We start from the raw sequence: 19,962 nt of genomic DNA on the forward strand, positions 1-19,962 counted from the left end.
AGCGGAATCCTTTAATGCCAAAATTAAAGCGTTTAGAATGCAACTTAGAGGTGTAAGAAATAAAGAGTTCTTCCTGTTCAGATTAACTCAAGTTTATGCTTAGTCCCCAACTTTTGTACTTGATCCTTTGTTAGCATAAGCTGCTCCCTTTTATTAATTTTGAGTTAAAATTCAAATCTTGTATTTTCACGTTATGTTTAATTGAGTCTTCTATATTCTCTTTGTTAAACATCACAATTGCTATTTTTTCATTAGGTGTTTTTTGTCTACGGTCTCCAAAAACAATACTTCTTAATTCAAACATGTTGAAAATTAAACGGCTGCATATTTCAGTCATTTTGAAGTCTCTTTCGGGGGCAAACAATTTAGTTTTAACAATCGTTTCTTTTTCTTTGTCATTATAGATTTGGTAGGAAGCAGAATTAGATATGTCAAAGCTTAATTCTTCTTTTAATTTTTTTGAATTTAAAATATGAATTGATTCAAAAGTGGGGAAAACTCTCATGGTATGTTTGTAGGCGTTATACTCATCTCTTTTTGAAAAATCAATCGCTAAAGTCTTTATTAATTTTTTTATAGATTCAATGCTATCTCTAACAGACTTTTGATATTTTTCGTTGAATTTATCTTTTGAAGAAGTTCCCAAATAAATTAGATATTGTCCCGTACTCACTTCAAAATTAAGAAAGTCAATTATTTCGTCAAGTAGGCTTAGTTTTAATTTTCCATTTGCTATATATTCTATCTTTTTGTAGTTCTGCCTCCAGTTTGATTTTACTAATATTCTTAAAATTTCTGTGTTGTCCGGAACTTTTCCATTTTTTGGAAGAAAGGCGAAGAATAATTCAAAAAAGGTTTCAATCGAATGAAAATAATTCTGTCTTAAGTCAGCCTGAAGTATAAATTTTGTATTTTTTGTCAAAGAAATATTTACATCTTTAGTTCTAAGTTCGTTCTTTTGGATTGTCGAATTAATACTATCAATATTTGAAAGTAAATGTTTTAGGTAAATTGCCCGAACTTCATGATACTCTTTTAGATATGAACTGTAAAAAGTTTTGTAATCAGTTTCCAATATTGTAGATTTTTAAAGGATGAAGTCAACTTTAATGAAGTCAATCGTTTTAATACTAAAATAACTGCAGTAAAGGTGACTTATATTTATCACAAATTAAATTCAGCAGAAAAAAACTTCAAATTTAAACGAGAAGACAGAAAAGTTGTTAAAAAATTATCAATAGAAACTACAATTCTTCAACTATCAAATTAAAGTCATACTGCAAGTCTTCGTGCAGTTTTTCAATGGTTTTTTTAGCCAAAAGGAGTTGGCGGTCGTAAGTGTTTTGTAGTTGGGTGCTGCGTTTAATACTGGGTTTAAAATCGCGTAGTTTTTGGCAAAAGTAGAGGAGGAGTTCTACTTCGGTTTCTTTTTTTAAGGAGTAACGGATGTATTTTTTAACGTTGCGTAAAATTTTACGAACGCTCTTTCTAATATAAAAAATGCTTTTGGTGTTAATTAGCTCGAATTCGGCATCCATGTAGGTTTTTATGCTTTCCACATAGCCGGTTTCGTCTTCCGATTCAAACAATAAATAGGTAAGGAGTTCTTTGTTTTCCTTCTTGAATTTAGCTAGCCGCAGGCAAATATCGAGCAGTTCTTCCCTCGATTTGTATTTCAGTTCTTTTTTTATGCTTACTACCGATGCTGTTTTCAATTGAGGTGCTTTTTAATACCGTCGTATGAGTAGTGGCCGGGGCCAGCAATAAGAATGGCCAAAAATGCGAATAGGTACAGCAGGGCTTTTTCCTTTGTGCCGAAGGGGTCGCTTAAATGCACCACAAAAGCTGCGACCAACATAGTAATAATTACAGGAATGGTGGCCCATTTGGTTTTAAAGCCCACAAGAACCAAGATAGGGGCAAGCACTTCGCCAATTAAAGTGAGGATAAGCGATGTGGTTTCGCCCAACCCGATGGGGTCGGCAAATTTTATGGGACTTTGAAAAAACATGTTTATTTTTGGAATGCCATGGCTAAGCATCATACCCGAAAAGCCCACACGCAAAATGAGCAGGCCTAAATCGGTAGGTTTTTTTATGAGATTCAATGCCATTAATCTTATCTTAATTTAGGGAATTCTGAAGGGGTGTATTCGTGCATTACAGCGTAAACGGCTTCGAAAATATCTTCGGCCGAGGGTTTTGAAAAATAATCGCCATCGTTGCCGTAGGCCGGACGGTGCGGTTTTGCCGATAGGGTTTTCGGTGCGCTGTCCAAATATTGGAAAGCATTTTGTTCATTCAAAATATGGTCTAAAATGTATGCCGAAGCACCGCCAGGAACATCTTCATCAATCACCATTACTTTATTGGTTTTAGCAATGCTTTTAACAATGTCGTGGTTTAAATCGAATGGCATTAATGATTGCACATCGATAATTTCGACATTTATACCAACAGCCAATAAATCTTTGGCCGTTTGTTCCACAATACGCAACGTAGAACCGTAAGACACTAAAGTGATATCGGTACCTTCTTTTAAGGTTTCTACCACGCCAATTGGGGTTTTTAGAGCACCCAAATTGTTTGGCATTTTTTCTTTTAATCGGTAGCCGTTTAGGCATTCTACCACAATGGCCGGGTCGTCGCCCAACAACAGGGTGTTGTAAAATCCAGCGGCTTTTGTCATGTTTCGTGGTACGAGTAAATTAACACCTTTTGCCAAGTTTAGAATGCCGCCCATTTGCGAACCAGAGTGCCAAATACCTTCCAAACGGTGACCACGCGTTCTTATAATCAATGGGGCTTTTTGTTTCCCTTTGGTGCGGTAATGGGTGGTGGCCAAATCGTCACTGATAATTTGCAGGGCATACAGAATATAATCCAAATACTGAATTTCGGCAATGGGACGCAAGCCGCGCAATGCCATACCAATTCCTTGGCCAACAATAGTAGCTTCGCGAATACCAGCATCGGCAACGCGCAGTTCGCCGTGCTTTTCCTGCAAACCTTCCAAGCCTTGATTTACATCGCCAATATTACCGGTATCTTCACCAAAAACAAGCGCTTCGGGGTATCGGGTAAAAATGGCATCAAAATTATCACGAAGGATGATTCGGCCATCAACTTGCGGAGCATCATCGTTATATGTGGGTTTTATTTCTTGAATTCTGGTGTTCGACCCTTGGGTTTCAGAATATAAATGCGAACTGAATTTGGGTTGTACATTTTCAAAAACCGTATTGATCCAATCGGTGAGTTGGCGTTTTTCGGGGGTGGTTTCACCTAAAGTGTAACGCAGCGCCCTACGTCCATGCGATAAAATATCCTTGCGGGTGGGTTCGCTAATGTTCGATAGGTTTTCACGTATTTTTTGAATGAAAACACCGTTAGGACTTGTAGCTTCTGTTTGTTTTAACAAGGAAACCATTTCGTCCTGTTCGTTCTTTATGGGTTTTAAAAAGGTATTCCAAGCATTGTTTTTTGCTTGGCGTACATCGCGCTTTGCAGCACGTTCTATGTCTAAAAGGGTTTCGTTGGCGGCAATACCGTTTTCAATAATCCATTGGCGCATTTTGGCGTTGCAATCGCGCTGGGTTTCCCATTCCAATCTCTCAGGCGATTTGTATCTTTCGTGCGATCCAGAAGTGGAATGCCCTTGCGGTTGGGTGAGTTCGGTAACATGGATTAACACCGGTACATGTTCCTCGCGGGCAATAGCGCCGGCCTCTTGGTAGGTTTCCATTAAATTGGCATAATCCCATCCTTTTACGCGTAATATTTCGTAGCCTTGGCTGTTATCGTCGCGCTGAAAACCTTTTAAGATTTCTGAAATATTTTCTTTTGTGGTTTGGTGCTTGGCGTGTACCGAAATACCGTATTCATCGTCCCAGATGCTAATTACCATTGGCACCTGTAAAACACCGGCGGCATTTATAGTTTCAAAAAATAGGCCTTCACTGGTACTGGCATTGCCTATGGTACCCCAAGCCACTTCGTTTCCGTTTTCTGAAAACTTGGAGCTGTTTATCCCTTTTACATTCCTGAAAATTTTCGATGCCTGTGCTAAGCCCAAAAGCCTTGGCATTTGCCCAGCAGTGGGCGAAATATCGGCACTAGAGTTGTACTGCTTGGTGAGGTCTTTCCAACTGCCGTTGTCGTTTAAACTGTGCGTAACAAAGTGCCCGCCCATTTGGCGCCCGGCCGACATAGGTTCCAATTCAATATTGGTGTTGGCGTAAAGTCCTGCAAAAAACTGCTCTGGAGTCAATTCGCCCAAAGCCATCATAAAGGTTTGGTCGCGGTAATAGCCCGAGCGCCAATCGCCTTTTTTAAAGGCCTTAGCCATGGCCAATTGTGGAACTTCTTTGCCATCGCCAAAAATACCAAACTTTGCTTTTCCCGTTAATACTTCCCGACGGCCTAACAAACTACATTCTCTACTGATTACCGCTGTTTTATAGTCGTTGATGACTTCGGTTTTAAAATCTTCGAATGATAGGTTGTTTTCCAAATCGGTTAGCGTATGCATAGGGTCTAAGTTTAGCTTGCGCAAAAGTAGGCAAATTTTACCTTTTTTGCAATTTTAGAGGCTGTTAAACCTATGTGAAATATATAAAAAAAATGCTGATTCGATGTTTGTATTATTGAAAATTCATTTAAATCAATTAAAAAATAAGAATAATTCAAAATAATTTAAAACCAACGTCGCCTAAACAGCCCTAAAAGCGATTGTGGATCGAGCGTGAATTTGAAGCGTATTTTCTGACTATAATGCGGTTGACCAATTTCCCAACCCAAATTGGAGTAAATGGGAAAATAGATTTCGAAATAATCGGTCACTAAATTAACACGGATGCCCGAGTCGTACACAAATGTGGTGGGATTGTGCCTGCTTTTTACCAAACCTATGTCTCCATAGGCTAGAATGTAATTCCAAATGGTTGTACTGGCGTTTAGCGTAGTCATCCATTGGTTGGCAAACGGGGTTTCCAGTTTCGATTTAAAACCTCCTTCAGCAGTAATGTATTGTTGACTGAAAATACCCGTGGCTTCCGATCGCCCCAAATAATTATAATCGAACAAATAATCCGTTGGACGATCTAATGCGAAACTAAAATAATTAGAACTCGGGTCGGTATTATTCTTTAAAAATGCTCCGGCAAACACTCGTAAATTTAGCTGCCTATTGCTTTCAAACAGTTTTCGGTATTCGTAATTAAACGACACTTTACTGAACTTTTTTCCCAATTGGAAATCGGTGTACCAACTACTGAAATTGATAAGGTTGTCGTTAGAATTGATGTAGCGCGCGTTAAAAACACTATAGTTGGGTTCGGTGGAAGTAAAAATGTTGTTTTCGTCTTTATCCCTTTTGATGTTTACATACCTAAACCGTAGCATATCGCGTTTGTTGGAGCGCAGATCATCGCTTTCGCGGAACATAAATGTAAGCGACGGTGTAACCCGGGTAACGAATAAGTCTTCGGCATACGACGAATATCCGCCCACAATACCGTAATTCATATAATATAAATCGCTGTTTTCGAAATAATGGGTTTTTGATATCGAAGCCGAACCCGTCAACGATTTGGACCCAAAGGAATACACCGGAGTGATTTTATAGTTGAAAAGCTTTCTTAAAACGGTGGTGTTGTAGGCTTTTGCGCCCAAAGTAACTCCATCGTAAATGTTATTGAATTCCACAATAGGCATGAGAAACACCTGGTTGTAATACGGGTCTTCAATATCCTTAAACAACCTAAATTGTAAAGGTTTGTTGTTGAAAAAGAAGCCTTTTAGCGATTTCCAATTGTCACGTTGGTTAATTTCGGGTATGGTATTATCGTAATTTAAAACAAGTTTGTTGGCGCCCTCTCTGGGAAGGGTAATGGTTTTTTCTCCATCAATATTTTCAACCCAGGTTTTGTTTACTATTTGGTCGTTGTACAGGCTGTAAAGCGATACGGGCATATTGTTGTCCCGTTTGTTTTTGATAGTTACCGTAATGGAATCTTCGGTTTTTATAACATCCTTGATTTTGAAATCTATCTTTTTACGCGTTTTTAAATAATCGTTGAAAAACCAATCGATATTTTTATCGGTTTTCGATTTCATGTAACTTTCGAAAGCTTCAGCGGAAGTGTGTTCCAATTTGTTTTCAGCCAAAAAGGATTCTACACTTTGTTTTACAATATCTTGATTTACAAAATCGTCGAGGTATTTCAGTCCAACGCCGGCCTTGTACTTATTCGCGATATTATGGTTGAATTTTAACAGCGAATCTTTTTGCATGGCCAAAGGTTGGTCGCGATTGGTGCGCGCCATAAGCATAAAGGCCAGTATGTATTTGTCGTTGTACTTCATGTCGGCAGCATGAAAGGACCGAATACCCCAAATGTCAGCTATGTTACCTAAAAACTTCATATTTGGGTAGTGTTGATCTACATAATTCATTAAATAATAAATCTGGATGCCGTCGAGTAACCACTGTTCTTTTCTGGGGTTTATCAACAAAGTGTTTTCCAAATAATTATGCAATACAATTTTTAAAAGCTTTAGTTCGTATTGAAAATGGCTAGGATAGGATTTTATAAAACTGGGAAGAAAATTGAGTCCGTAAATGGGGTCTTTATCGTTGTCTATTTTTGTTGCCAAAAGCCGTTTGTGCGGGTATTTTCCAAAATTATCGAAAATAAAATTCTTTATTTTTTCTGTAATCAAAACCTTATCGATAACCTCTAGGTCGTTGTCTTCAAGGTTTGAAACGATAGCATAATCGTCGGCTTGGATGGTTTTAAATGTTGAATTCCGACTTAAAAACAGTTTGTTGTTCACCCAATCCTTACCTTCCAAAGATACAATTTGTCTGTTGGGCAGTTGTTCTATATGGCTGGTGTTGAGTTCGGTAGTTAAAACATAGCCGTTTGGGTGTTCAATTTCCAAAAACACATCCGCTTTCGGAATGTATAAATCATCCAAATCTTTGTTGCTATAATATTGCCATTCACCATCATAAATTGCTGGTGTTATGTACCAATACCTTAAATTAAAATCGCCATCATCCGTAACGCCATAACTGGTGAATTTTGAGCTGGGCACTTGTACGGTATATTCCAACTTGATGGTATACGAACCATCGGGTTTTAAGGGGTCGTTGAGTGCAACTTTTATAACGTCTATTTGATTTTTTAAGGGGTGAAAATGTAATTCTTCTCCATTTTGTTTAATAGATGCGAGCATCGAAAACCCCCGATCTTCATTTTTTGCTAAATGAAAATCGTTTTTGTATTCATCGGCCATCCTAATGGCTAACTGGGTCTTTTTTGTGGAATAGCTGTTGCTCCAGTCGTTCAGGTAAATGGTATCCAACGTTTGGTTGGTGGTATTGTGATAAACGATGGTTTGGGAAATCTTAATTTGCTTGTTGTCCACATCAAATACGGCTTTTAGGTCAATTTTATTTTGACTGAAAAAAATAAAGGGCATCAGCAAAAAAGAAACAAGACAAAAAAAGTGTATTTTCAATTTTTAAATAGCGTTAAAGGTTAGCAAATTCGCGCAAGGCGTTGCAAGATAATAAAATATATGTGGGCATAAGCAGTCCTATGTATTTATTATGCACGCATAAGTAAATAGTTCGGTAAAATTACTTTTAGGTTTAAAAATTCGGACTTAATCCCGAATGTTTGTAGAAATTATCAAGAATTTCAATCACTTCGTCTTCGGTATCCACTAAATGAACAAGGTCTAAATCTGTATCGCTAATATTAGCGAAGGTGTCTAACAGGGTGTTTTTAACCCAATCCATCAGCCCTTCCCAAAAATCGGTGCCGACCAAAATAATAGGAAACTTTCCAATTTTATGGGTTTGGATGAGCGTTAAGGCTTCAAAAAACTCATCTAAAGTGCCAAAACCACCTGGCATAACCACAAAACCTTGCGAGTATTTCACGAACATTACTTTCCTAACAAAAAAGTAATCGAAATCTAAACTTTTATCAGGGTCTATATAGGGATTGTCGTGCTGCTCAAAAGGGAGGTCGATGTTCAGCCCCACCGAGGTACCGCCGCCTAAATGAGCACCTTTGTTACCCGCCTCCATAATGCCAGGACCACCACCTGTTATTACGCCATAACCAGCTTCAACAATTTTTTTGGCAATGCTTTCGGCCAATTGGTAATATTTGTGGTCGGGTTTGGTTCGTGCCGAACCAAAAATAGATACACAGGGGCCTATTTTGCTCATTTTTTCGAATCCGTTAACGAATTCACCCATTATTTTAAAAATGGCCCAAGAGTCGTTTGTTTTTATTTCATTCCAACCTTTATGATGGTGTTCTTTTCTCATGTTTCTATTTTAAATAATTTCTTCTGAAAGGTGCAAAATAATATTAAAATATGAAACTTTTATTGTTGCGGTACTAATCAAATCGCTAAAAATGAGCGCAAATAAAAAAGGCAAACCATTTGGTTTGCCCGTTAGAACGTTTATTTTTTGAGTAAATACTTTATAAAGGTTTTCTGCCGCTTATAATATTATATAGAATAACAATGATTGCTATTACCAGCAAAATATGTATCAAACTACTGGTGCCAATGCCCGGAACAATGCCCAATAGGCCCAGTAACCAAGCTATAATACAAATTACAGCTACTAACCAAAGAATACCTTTCATAATTAAAAAAATTTATGGTTTATATATTTCTAAAGATACAAAAAAGCGCACAAATTTTTAAGAATAATATTAATCGGGTTAAAGTCTTTATGTTTTGAGCACATGGCACATTTTACCATTTTAGCTACTTTAATTCCTTTTTTAAGAATTTGGCCGTATAGCTTTTTTTGTTTTTAATAATTTCTTCGGGAGTGCCTTCTGCAACTACTTTTCCGCCACCTTTTCCGCCTTCATAGCCAATATCGATAATGTGGTCAACGGTTTTAATAACATCGAGGTTGTGCTCAATTATTAGAACCGTATTGCCTTTGTTTACCAGTTTGTTCAATACTTGCATGAGCACCCTGATATCTTCAAAATGGAGTCCAGTAGTAGGTTCGTCCAGAATATAAAACGTGTTTCCGGTATCGCGTTTGGAGAGTTCGGTGGCAAGCTTAATACGTTGGGCTTCACCACCTGAAAGCGTGGTGCTTTGTTGCCCCAATGTGATATACCCCAAACCAACGTCCTTGATGGTTTTTAGTTTTTTATGGATTTTCGGGATGTGCTCAAAAAAGTCAACCGCCTCATTAATGGTCATATCCAAAACATCACTAATGGATTTGCCTTTGTAGCGTATTTCTAGCGTTTCTCGATTAAAACGTTTGCCTTGGCAGGTTTCGCAATCCACATAAACATCGGGCAGAAAATTCATTTCAATAACCCGTAAACCTGCCCCTTGACAAGTTTCACACCGACCACCTTTTACGTTAAAACTAAAGCGCCCAGGTTTGTAGCCGCGAATCATGGCCTCGGGTATTTTGGCGAATAGGCTACGGATTTCATCAAAAGTTTTGGTGTAAGTAGCCGGATTGCTTCGCGGCGTCCTGCCAATGGGCGATTGGTTAATGTCAATCACTTTGTCGATATGCTCTAAACCTTTTATGCTTTTGTAGGGCATCGGTTTTTTAACGCCATTGAAATAATGGGCGTTTAAAATGGGGTAGAGGGTTTCGTTGATTAATGTGGATTTACCACTGCCCGAAACGCCAGTAACACCAATCATTTTGCCCAAAGGGAATTTTACCGACACATTTTTTAGGTTATTCCCCGTACAGCCTTTCAGTTCCAAAAACTTGCCGTTGCCTTCGCGTCGCTTTTTGGGCACTTCAATTTCTTTGTTGCCGTTTAAATAATCGGCCGTAAGGGTGTTGTGTTTTTTTAGCTCGTCTGGATTTCCGATACTGATAATATCGCCACCGTGCTTTCCGGCTTTGGGGCCGATATCAATCACGTAATCGGCACGTTCAATCATGTCTTTGTCGTGCTCCACAACAATTACCGAATTGCCAATATCGCGAAGCGACACCAACGAATTTATCAGCTTTTCATTGTCGCGTTGGTGCAAGCCAATACTCGGTTCATCCAAAATATAAAGTACACCAACCAATTGCGAACCAATTTGGGTGGCCAACCGAATGCGCTGTGCCTCACCACCCGAAAGGGATTTGGAGCTTCGGTTTAAGGATAGGTAGTCCAAGCCTACGTCCAATAAAAACTGTAAACGTGCTTTGATTTCTTTTAAAATTTCTTCGGCAATTTTAAGTTGCTTTTCCGAAAGGTGCTGGTGTAAATTATTGAACCAATCGGCTAGTTCAACAACATCGGTATTGGCCAATTCGGCAATATTTTTTTCGTTGACTTTAAAGTACAACGATTCTTTTCTTAAGCGGGAACCTTGACATACAGGGCATTTCACCTTATCCATGTAATCTTTTGCCCAACGCTTAAGTGAGGTGGATTCTGCCGTTTTATATTGGTTTTCAATAAAGTTGGCTACGCCTTCAAAGTCTATTTTATAATCGCGCGTAACGCCCAAGGTTTTGCTTTCTACAGAAAATTTTTCGTTCCCGCCATAAAGAATCATCTGTTTGGCTTCTTTGGGAATATCTTTGTAAGCATCCGAAAGACTGAAGTTAAAACGCTGTGCAATGGTGTTTAATTGCTTGAAAATCCAACTATTCTTTTCTGGCCCGTGGGGTGCCAAAGCACCATTTTTTATAGATAAGTTTTCGTTCGGAACAATTTTGCTTTCGTTGATTTGATAAAGTGTACCAATGCCGTTACAATTGGGGCAAGCACCTTTTGGTGAGTTGAACGAAAAGTTGTTTGGCTCTGGATTGGGGTATGAAATTCCGCTTGACGGACACATCAAATTCCGGCTGAAATAACGTGCTTCGTTCGTATCTTGATCAATTACTAACAGCACATCGTCGCCGTGGTACATGGCTGTGTTGATGGTTTCGGTAAGGCGTTTGTCGTTATCTACGTCGTCGTTGATTACCAAACGGTCAATTACAATTTCTATGTCGTGGGTTTTGTAACGGTCCAGCTTCATGCCCTTAACAATATCACGGATTTCGCCATCGGTACGCACCTTTACAAAGCCTTGTTTGCCGATTTGCTCGAACATTTCGCGGTAATGCCCTTTACGCGAGCGCACAACAGGCGCCAAAACATTTATGCGTTTACCCTTAAAATCGCTTATTATGAGTTCCTTTATTTGCTCATCGCTGTAGCTTACCATTTTTTCGCCAGTATTGTAACTATAAGCATCGCTGGCACGGGCAAAGAGCAGGCGCATAAAATCGTAAATCTCGGTAATGGTGCCTACCGTGGAGCGTGGCGATTTACTGGTGGTTTTTTGCTCGATGGCAATTACGGGCGAAAGTCCGTCGATTTTATCCACATCTGGGCGTTCCAATCCGCCCAAAAATTGTCGCGCATAGGCCGAAAACGTTTCAATGTAACGGCGCTGCCCTTCAGCATAAATGGTATCGAAGGCCAATGATGATTTTCCGCTGCCCGAAAGCCCCGTTATCACCACCAGTTTCTCACGCGGAATAGATACATCAATGTTTTTTAAGTTGTGCGCCCGTGCACCCTTAACTTCAATAAAATCGGTAAATTCACTCATAAAATGGCAAAAGTGCAAAGGTACAATATTAGTTGTTAAATTGTTGTGAAGTTTTATTTCTGATTTCTTATAATTGTAGAAGAAACAACCATTTGAACTAAAAAGAATAAAGATGAAAATATTAGGCATAGGCTCAAGAATTAACCATCCAGAATACGGAAAAGGTGTAGTAACCAATGTAACTTCACAGCATTATTGGGTCACTTTTATAGAAAGTGGATTGGAAACTATTGATTTAGATAGCGACTTTGAAGTTATTGAAGCGGCCGATGGCGATGTGGATACCATTAGTTTTGCTGAAGTAGAAAGTAGTTTAGTGCAAATTCTAAAGCGATGGAGCGATGTAAGCGAGGTGGTACCTATTGCTGATAAATATAAAGGCGGGAAGCTTATCCTTCAGCCAGCAGATGAAAGTTTAAAACCTTACGAATTGCCCATTGATAAGTTTTTCAATAAAATTATTATGGTGCGTGACCGACTGCGTGTTATGGAACAACGCATAAACACCAGTGATTTGGATGAGCAGCAAAAGGTAGATTTGCAGCAATACATCACCCGAATTTATGGCAGTTTAACCAGTTTTAATGTACTGTTTAAATCGAAAAGCCATCAGTTTGTGGGGCAACGAGGAAAATAGATTTGTTTTGGGATTTTCTTTGTAAAATTTTGAAAGCCCAAAAGATGCCAAAACTTTACAAGTGAAAACACATTATTGGTGAGTTCAGTTAGTAACAAAGTTTGTGTATAAAAAGTTATCTTTGTTATAGTAAAAGTTAATATTATGAATATTGAAGCCACAAAATTAGAGTTGATGCATCTTTTACTGCAAACGCAAAAAGAAAGCCTGCTAAAAAAGCTAAAAGCCGTTTTTGAAGAAGAACAAGTGGATTGGTGGAATGATTTGTCCGAGCATGAACAAAAAGAAGTTGAAACAGGTTTGAAGCAAGCAGAAAAAGGTAATTATGCCAAAAACGAAACTGTAATGAAACGGTTCGAGAAATGGCGATAAGAATTGTTTGGACACCCCAAGCAGAAAAAGGGTTGGACACTGTATTAGAATATTTGGAAGAAGAATGGACAATAAATGAAATTCTAAATTTAGAGAAAAATTTAAAGGATCTTTTAGACCGAATAAGCAAATATCCTAAAATTTGTCCGCAAACATCAAAGTTTCAAAATGTACATAAAGGGTTGGTCGATAAGAATAATTATATCGTTTATAGAATTCAGCCACAAAAACAATTGATAGAAATTATCAATTTTAGAGGAACAAAACAAAAACCTTTAGAGTAGGTGTTCTATTCTTTCCCCTTAACCCCATCAAGCTCCAACCCAAAAAACAAAAACTTATGGAACGTTGGGAGTTGCGCACCGCTTTCGGTGGTAATCCAATCGCTCCAAGTAGCGCTAAGGCCGTCAATGGGCAAGATATCTACCCACATTTGAAAATGGGTGGGCATACCGTTGTCATCCAAATGCCATAAATACGAATCACCAGGTGTGGAGCCGCCCGAAGTGTAGGTGACTAACAATGCTTCTTTGTTGTTTTCGGTTTTTACAATGGCGCGTTTGGTGCCTTTATCGAAGACTTTGTAAGGTGCCACAAGCCAAAACGAATCGTTTTCAAAATAGCCAATGGCTTTATTGCGTAGGTCGGCCACCATATCGTTTTCACTTCTAAAATTATGGATAAAAACTTCGCTTTTAAAGTAGTCGCTCAAATTAAGAACTACTTTATATTCTTTCCAAAACACAGTACAGGTGTTTTTTTCTTTGTTCCATTCGTAGTGCCTCCGTTTTTTAAAAGTCCATTCCAAATAGTTGGTGTTTTGGTAAGCTTCAGAATTTAAGGCATCCAGCATTTTGTTTGCTAAGGCATCAGCTTGCGGTCCTTCAATTCCATTTGGTAAAGGTTCGTTGTATTTAAAGTATAAAAAGCCAAAAAGCAACATACTGGGCAGTGTGAAAAAGATAACAACGCCAGTAATAATTTTAAATATTTTTTTGGTTTTTTTTCCCATTAAAATTATGAAGTGATACAAAGACTGAACGCCTAAATTATTAAATATGATACGTTAAGAAAAAGAAAATCGTTAAAAACCGATGGCTGTATCATCCCCTCGATAATCGGCACCCCCCTCATACGTATCGTCCTCTAAAACCAGTATTCCATCGACACGGCCAATTACGGGTGCGTGTTCTTCTTTAATGGAATACCCTCTTTCTTTGAGTTGTTCAATGATATTTTTGCTGAACGAATAGGGCTCCATCCGAATATAATAGGGCAGCCATTGGTGATGGAATCGCGGTGCATTAACGGCCTCCTGCATGCCCATGCCAAATTCGTGGACATTTAAAATGGTCTGCAACACCGAAGTGATGATGGTGGAGCCTCCAGGTGTGCCTACCGACATGTAAAACTTTCCGTTTTTTTCAACTATTGTGGGTGTCATCGCGCTGAGCATGCGCTTTTCGGGAGCAATACTATTGGCTTCGGCACCAATTAACCCAAACATATTGGGGTGGCCCGGCTTGCTGCTAAAATCGTCCATTTCGTTATTGAGAAAAAAACCGAGTTTGGGGCAATAGAGTTTCGAACCGTAGGCTCCATTTAGGGTTGTGGTTGCAGCTATGGCGTTTCCAAAGGGGTCAACGATGGAGTAATGGGTGGTTTCATCACTTTCAATAATTTCGATGTTTCCATGTGAAATCGCTTTGGAATCGGTTGCCTTTTCAAATGAAAAATTAGCCATACGATTTCTTAAATACGTTTGGTCTATCAAAGTTTTTTCTGGAATATCAACAAAATCGGGGTCGCCCAAATAAAAGCTACGGTCGGCAAATGCGCGTCTTTCCGCTTCGGTAATAACTTGAATGTATTTTAGTGAATTGTGACCGTATTCATCCAAGGGAAAAGGTTCAACCATTTTCATAATTTGGCCTAAACAAATCCCGCCACTGGAGGGCGGGGGCACCGAATAAATGGTTAAATCGTAATAAGTAAAACGAATACAGTTCCGCCATTTGGCTTCATATTTTTCTAGGTCATCTAAGGTGATGATACCTCCGTTTTTTTTAATAAAACGGACTAAAGTTTTGGCCGTTTCTCCTTTATAGAATTCATCCCGACCGTTTTTTAAAATCCGTTTTAAAGTTTGAGCTAAAATTGGATACTTGATGGTGTCGTTAACTTTCCAATGGATATCAAACGGAATGGAATCTTTATTTACTTTTCTAAAAAACGGTTGGTATTTTTTTATTCTTTTGGATTGTTTCAAGGTAACCACAACGCCTTTATATGCAAGGTCGATAACAGGTTTTAATATGGTTTCCATGGGTAGTGACCCGAATTTTTCATGAACGGCAAACACTCCAGCTACCGTCCCGGGAACCCCGATTGCCGTAGCGCCCAAAGTACTTTTTTCGGGAATAACATTGCCGTCTTTATCTAAGTACATATCTTTTGTAGCAGCCAAAGGTGCTTTTTCGCGATAGTCTAAAACGCCTGTTTCTCCATTGGCCTTGCGGTACACCAAAAAACCACCACCACCTAGGTTGCCAGCGTAGGGGTATGCTACTGCTAAGGCCAGCTCGGTGGCTATCATGGCATCAAAAGCATTGCCGCCTTGCCGTAAAATTTCAATACCAATTTTAGAAGCTTCAGCCCGTGCCGATACCACCATAGCTTGTTTCGCAATGACTCCTTTTTGGGGCAGGGTTTTAGGTTTGTTTTTACAGGAAAGTAAACAGCCTAAAATGAACAGAATCAGAAAATAATGTCTGGTCATAACAACTGGTTTAATTCTAGTAGTTTTTCGTTTGAAAAAAGAATGAGTTCTTCAAAAAATGTAGAGAATTCGCATTCAAATTCATTGTAAAATTCTTCCAGCTCTACCACCGCTTCATTCATGCCCGAACGGTGTTTGGTGCGTCTGTTCATACCGTCTAAAACTGTTGCTATGCCTTCAATAGACCTATAATTCAGTAGCCAATTATCGGCCAGCATGTACGGCATCATTTTTTGGATTCGAAGCGGAAGGATTTCATAATAGGTTTCCAAAGATTCGTAAAACGTATCCACATATTCTGCCAATGGAACGGACGAATATTTATGCCAATTTTTGGCCAAAAAATGGTCGTACAGAATGTCTACAATAATCCCCGAGTAATGTCCGTATTTACTGTGCAATCGCTTGGTGCTCAGTCTTACCGTTTCGTGGGCATCGGTGTAAGTGTCTATAAAACGGTGCAGCAAAATGCCCACTTGAATGTTTTTGGGGTACTTTTTGTATTTTTTTCCTTTTATGCCATCTGCCATAAAATTTCCAATAGTCACTAAATCATTGTCACCAGAAAGATAAATGTGGGCGAGGTAATTCATGGTTGAAATTTACGAATTCCATTTTAAGAAAACCCGTTTTGAAATACTATATTTGTCTGCAAATTTTATAAACTAAAACTGACTTTATGACTCTTATAAAATCTATTTCGGGAATTCGAGGTACTATTGGCGGACTGGCCGGAGAAAACTTAACGCCCATTGATGCGGTAAAATTTGCTTCGGCGTATGGCGTTTGGCTGAAACAGCAGCGCGAAAAGGACAACCATAAAGTGGTGGTAGGCCGCGATGCCCGTATTTCAGGAAAAATGATTCAAAACTTGGTGATGAACACTTTGGTGGGAATGGGCATTGATGTGGTGGATGTAGGTCTTTCTACAACCCCAACCGTTGAAGTGGCCGTACCTATGGAGCATGCCGATGGCGGAATTATTCTAACGGCCAGTCACAACCCAAAACAGTGGAACGCCCTGAAACTTTTAAATGCAAAGGGGGAGTTTTTGGATGCGGTTGAAGGTGGAAAAATCCTTGAAATAGCTGAAAGTGGTGCTATAGATTTTGCCGATGTGGATAGTTTAGGAAAGATTACCAAAAATAAAGCTTACATCGATTTGCATATTATTGAAGTGCTCGATTTGGATTTGGTAAGCGTAAAGGCTATTGAAGAAGCCAATTTCAGAGTGGTGGTTGATGGTGTAAATTCTACAGGAGGCATCGCTATTCCGTTATTATTGGAGCGTTTAGGTGTGGAAGTGGTTAAAATCCACTGCGAGCCCAATGGGCACTTTCCACATAATCCAGAGCCTTTAAAGGAACATCTAACGGATTTATCGGAAGCCGTGAAAAAACATAAAGCCGATTTCGGTATTGTGGTCGATCCCGATGTAGACCGTTTGGCTTTTATGGATGAAAATGGTGAAATGTTTGGCGAAGAATATACCTTAGTGGCCTGTGCCGATTATGTTTTAAGCCGTACACCGGGCAATACGGTCAGCAATATGAGCTCCACGCGTGCCCTTCGCGACGTTACAGAAAAGCACGGTGGCACTTACGAAGCTAGTGCCGTTGGGGAGGTTAACGTAGTTAAGTTGATGAAGAAAAACAATGTGGTTATTGGTGGTGAAGGCAATGGTGGCATCATATATCCAGCATCCCACTATGGGCGAGATGCCTTGGTAGGCGTGGCTTTGTTTTTAAGCCTTTTGGCCGAAAAAAATATGAGTGTTAGCGAACTTAGAAAAACCTACCCAAGCTATTTTATGGGTAAAAAGAAGATTGAGCTGACTCCTGGTTTGGATGTTGACGGTATTTTAAAAACCATTGAAGAACGTTACCAAAACGAAAAACTCACCACAATTGACGGCGTAAAAATCGATTTTGCCGAAAGTTGGGTGCATCTGCGAAAAAGTAACACCGAGCCCATCATTAGAATTTATACTGAAGCGAAATCGCAAGACGAGGCCGATGCTTTAGCAGATAAATTTATTGCAGAGCTTGGAGAAATAGCCAATATTTAGAATAATATCTACAAGACTTGTTTAAAACAATATCTATAAAATCTGTTATTGTTTTTTGAAAATTAATGTCATCCCGAAGTTCTGTTTTATGGAATTCGGGATGATTTTTTTTACCAATTAGAAAAACTTATCTTCACAATCATAAAATGTGAAATTAAAAACTTCATTCTTTTTTGAAGTTGAATATGCCTATGAAAAAACTAGCTTTACACTGGAAAATTATTATAGGAATGGTTCTCGGAATCATTTTTGGTTTTATCATGAATACCGTTGATGGAGGGAAAGGTTTTGTAACCGATTGGATATCACCTTTCGGAACCATTTTTATCAACCTTTTAAAGCTCATCGCCGTGCCATTGATATTGGCCTCATTAATTAAAGGAATCTCAGATTTAAAAGATATTTCAAAAATAAAATCTATGGGATTACGTACCATAGGAATTTATGTTTGTACTACAGTTGTGGCTATAATTATAGGGCTCGGTATTGTAAATTTCATAAAACCGGGAGTGGGGATGCCCCAAGATACCATCGAAAAAATAAAACTCAAATACGAAAATGATGCTGGGGTTACCGACAAATTGGTCAAGGCTACCGCACAAAAGGATGCCGGACCACTTCAGGCACTGGTAGATATTTTCCCGAGTAACATATTCCAATCGTTTGCAGATGCTTCTATGCTCCAGGTGATATTTTTTGCTTTATTTGTGGGGATTTCTTTGTTGTTGATTGGCGAAAAGAAAGCCAAACCCTTAATCGATTTTTTCGATTCACTTAATGAAGTGGTTATGAAAATGGTCGATTTAATTATGCTTTTTGCGCCTTATGCTGTTTTCGCTCTGTTGGCCAACGTTATTATAGCGTTTGACGATACCGAAATTTTAATCAAACTGCTTTATTATGCGTTGTGCGTTTTTGGCGGACTCATTTTAATGATTTGCTTTTACTTGGTTATGGTGAGTGTTTACACGAAAAAATCGCCATTATGGTTTTTACAACAGTTAAGTCCTGCTCAATTATTGGCGTTTTCAACCAGTAGTAGTGCGGCCACATTGCCCGTTACCATGGAGCGCGTTGAGGAACATATTGGTGTCGATAAAGAAGTGTCTGGTTTTGTGTTGCCCGTAGGCGCTACGGTAAATATGGACGGTACTAGTTTGTATCAAGCTATTGCTGCGGTTTTTATTATGCAGGTTATTTGGCCAGAAGGTTTAACTTTTACTAATCAAATGGTTATTGTTCTAACCGCGTTATTGGCCTCTATTGGTAGTGCGGCGGTACCGAGTGCGGGTATGGTGATGCTCGTTATCGTGTTGGAATCGATTGGTTTTCCGGCGGAATTGTTGCCGATAGGCTTGGCACTTATTTTTGCCGTCGATAGGCCGTTGGATATGTGCCGCACCGTAGTAAATGTAACCGGTGATGCCACTGTATCGATGATGGTGGCCAAATCGTTGGATAAATTGCACGAACCAAAACCCAAGGAATGGGACGATAATTACGAGGAAGTGAAATAAACAGAGAACAAGTTTTTATAGAAAACTTTGTGAATCTTGTACCCTAAGCATTGATTAAAAGGGAACTATGTTTTCTTTGATACCAGTTTGTAAAGCAAATCCAATCCAAGGGTCTCTTAAACTATTAATTTTTGAAATATGAAATTAAAATCGCCCATAGTTTCCGTTGAATGGCTGAAAGAAAATTTGGAGGCCGAAAATTTGATTGTCTTGGACGGCACCATCAACAAAACCTTTGATGCTTCTCAAAAACAGATTTTGAATGCTCGTTTTTTTGACATCAAACAAAAGTTCAGTAATACAAACGATCCGTTTCCAAGCGCGTTTCCTTCTACCGAACAATTTCAAAAGGAAGCTAGAAAGTTGGGGATAAACAATAACAGTGCGATTGTGGTTTATGACGACAAAGGAATTTATTCGAGTGCACGGGTTTGGTGGTTGTTCAAAGCTTTTGGTTTTGAGAATATAGCCGTGCTTAATGGCGGGTTTCCGGCTTGGAAGGAAGCGAACGGGCCTGTTGAAAGTATGAGTGCCTATAAAGGTGAAAATGGCGATTTTACATCCAGTCTTCAGCCAGAAAAGATGCTGTTTTTTGAAGGTATGAAACAAGTAGCAAAAGCAAAAACGCATACAATAATAGATGCACGCTCAGCGGGACGATTTAACTGTGTGGAACCCGAACCTCGCGAAGGCTTGCGTATGGGAACCATTCCTAATTCGGTAAACCTTCCATATACAGATTTGTTAGACAACGGATTGTTAAAACCCAAAAAAGACTTGGAAAAAGCCTTCTCTAATTTGGCCAAAGGAAAAGAAACGGCTATTGTTTTTTCCTGCGGTTCGGGTATTACGGCTTGCGTTTTGGCTTTGGGCGCGGAAGTTGCCGGTTATAAAAATAAAGCTGTATATGATGGCTCATGGACCGAATGGGGCAGCTTAATTCCCGAATAGATTCC

At 39.1% G+C, this 19,962-nt stretch carries 17 protein-coding genes and 1 pseudogene; 7 read left to right on the forward strand and 11 right to left on the reverse strand.

All coding sequences use genetic code 11. The features are described from left to right. Positions 1-103: pseudogene (locus HC176_RS19970) on the forward strand (ISAon1 family transposase); the annotation flags it as partial. A 27-nt stretch (positions 104-130) separates the two neighbouring features. Here HC176_RS19970 and HC176_RS07805 read toward each other — a convergent pair. The 8 genes from HC176_RS07805 to uvrA form a co-directional block, all read right to left on the reverse strand. After that, positions 131-1,075 (reverse strand): hypothetical protein, encoded by a 945-nt coding sequence (locus HC176_RS07805; RefSeq protein WP_167917637.1) that lies wholly within the window; start codon positions 1,073-1,075, stop codon positions 131-133. A 169-nt stretch (positions 1,076-1,244) separates the two neighbouring features. Then, complete coding sequence (locus HC176_RS07810) at positions 1,245-1,715, reverse strand: hypothetical protein (protein WP_167917638.1); 471 nt, start codon at positions 1,713-1,715, stop codon at positions 1,245-1,247. Continuing rightward, the gene (locus HC176_RS07815) at positions 1,712-2,113 is read right to left on the reverse strand and encodes a DoxX family protein (protein ID WP_167917639.1); all 402 of its coding nucleotides are present in this window, start codon (positions 2,111-2,113) and stop codon (positions 1,712-1,714) included. The genes HC176_RS07810 and HC176_RS07815 overlap by 4 nt, the downstream gene beginning before the upstream one ends. 5 nt (positions 2,114-2,118) lie before the next feature. Next, a complete protein-coding gene (locus tag HC176_RS07820; protein WP_167917756.1) occupies positions 2,119-4,530 on the reverse strand; it encodes an alpha-ketoacid dehydrogenase subunit alpha/beta in 2,412 nt (803 codons plus the stop codon). Between the two features lie 164 nt (positions 4,531-4,694). Continuing rightward, positions 4,695-7,433 carry a gluzincin family metallopeptidase gene (locus tag HC176_RS07825; protein ID WP_342448675.1) on the reverse strand — a complete coding sequence of 913 codons (2,739 nt, stop codon included), beginning with the start codon at positions 7,431-7,433 and terminating at the stop codon, positions 4,695-4,697. 226 nt (positions 7,434-7,659) lie between these two features. Further along, positions 7,660-8,349: an LOG family protein gene (locus HC176_RS07830; protein WP_167917641.1), complete on the reverse strand. Its 690-nt coding sequence runs from the start codon at positions 8,347-8,349 to the stop codon at positions 7,660-7,662. 160 nt (positions 8,350-8,509) lie between these two features. Next, positions 8,510-8,677 carry a lmo0937 family membrane protein gene (locus HC176_RS07835; RefSeq protein WP_167917642.1) on the reverse strand — a complete coding sequence of 56 codons (168 nt, stop codon included), beginning with the start codon at positions 8,675-8,677 and terminating at the stop codon, positions 8,510-8,512. Between the two features lie 124 nt (positions 8,678-8,801). Next, positions 8,802-11,633, reverse strand: a complete 2,832-nt coding sequence (gene uvrA / locus HC176_RS07840; RefSeq protein ID WP_167917643.1) for an excinuclease ABC subunit UvrA — start codon at positions 11,631-11,633, stop codon at positions 8,802-8,804. A gap of 112 nt (positions 11,634-11,745) precedes the next feature. On the opposite strand from uvrA, the gene HC176_RS07845 reads away from it, so the two are divergent. The 3 genes from HC176_RS07845 to HC176_RS07855 all read left to right on the forward strand — a co-directional run bounded on the left by HC176_RS07845 (position 11,746) and on the right by HC176_RS07855 (position 12,926). Continuing rightward, a complete protein-coding gene (locus HC176_RS07845; protein WP_167917644.1) occupies positions 11,746-12,270 on the forward strand; it encodes a hypothetical protein in 525 nt (174 codons plus the stop codon). A gap of 144 nt (positions 12,271-12,414) precedes the next feature. Continuing rightward, a complete protein-coding gene (locus HC176_RS07850; RefSeq protein WP_167917645.1) occupies positions 12,415-12,642 on the forward strand; it encodes a hypothetical protein in 228 nt (75 codons plus the stop codon). After that, entirely contained in the window at positions 12,633-12,926 is a 294-nt protein-coding gene (locus HC176_RS07855; protein WP_167917646.1) for a type II toxin-antitoxin system RelE/ParE family toxin, read from the forward strand. Before HC176_RS07850 ends, HC176_RS07855 begins: the two co-directional genes overlap by 10 nt. A 5-nt stretch (positions 12,927-12,931) precedes the next feature. Here HC176_RS07855 and HC176_RS07860 read toward each other — a convergent pair whose 3' ends face one another. The 3 genes from HC176_RS07860 to HC176_RS07870 all read right to left on the reverse strand — a co-directional run bounded on the left by HC176_RS07860 (position 12,932) and on the right by HC176_RS07870 (position 16,014). Continuing rightward, a complete protein-coding gene (locus HC176_RS07860) occupies positions 12,932-13,654 on the reverse strand; it encodes a hypothetical protein (protein WP_167917647.1) in 723 nt (240 codons plus the stop codon). Positions 13,655-13,726: 72 nt separating this feature from the next. Beyond that, complete coding sequence (gene ggt, locus HC176_RS07865; RefSeq protein WP_167917648.1) at positions 13,727-15,421, reverse strand: gamma-glutamyltransferase; 1,695 nt, start codon at positions 15,419-15,421, stop codon at positions 13,727-13,729. Then, entirely contained in the window at positions 15,418-16,014 is a 597-nt protein-coding gene (locus tag HC176_RS07870; protein ID WP_167917649.1) for an acyl carrier protein phosphodiesterase, read from the reverse strand. The genes ggt and HC176_RS07870 overlap by 4 nt, the downstream gene beginning before the upstream one ends. Positions 16,015-16,100: 86 nt before the next feature. On the opposite strand from HC176_RS07870, the gene glmM reads away from it, so the two are divergent. From glmM to HC176_RS07885, 3 genes are all read left to right on the forward strand, one after another. Next, positions 16,101-17,489 (forward strand): phosphoglucosamine mutase, encoded by a 1,389-nt coding sequence (gene glmM, locus HC176_RS07875; protein WP_167917650.1) that lies wholly within the window; start codon positions 16,101-16,103, stop codon positions 17,487-17,489. Positions 17,490-17,680: 191 nt separating this feature from the next. Next, the gene (locus tag HC176_RS07880) at positions 17,681-19,006 is read left to right on the forward strand and encodes a dicarboxylate/amino acid:cation symporter (protein WP_167917651.1); all 1,326 of its coding nucleotides are present in this window, start codon (positions 17,681-17,683) and stop codon (positions 19,004-19,006) included. A gap of 138 nt (positions 19,007-19,144) precedes the next feature. Further along, positions 19,145-19,957: a sulfurtransferase gene (locus tag HC176_RS07885; RefSeq protein ID WP_167917652.1), complete on the forward strand. Its 813-nt coding sequence runs from the start codon at positions 19,145-19,147 to the stop codon at positions 19,955-19,957. The last annotated feature ends 5 nt before the right edge of the window (positions 19,958-19,962 follow it).

Source organism: Tamlana crocina (genome assembly GCF_012037625.1).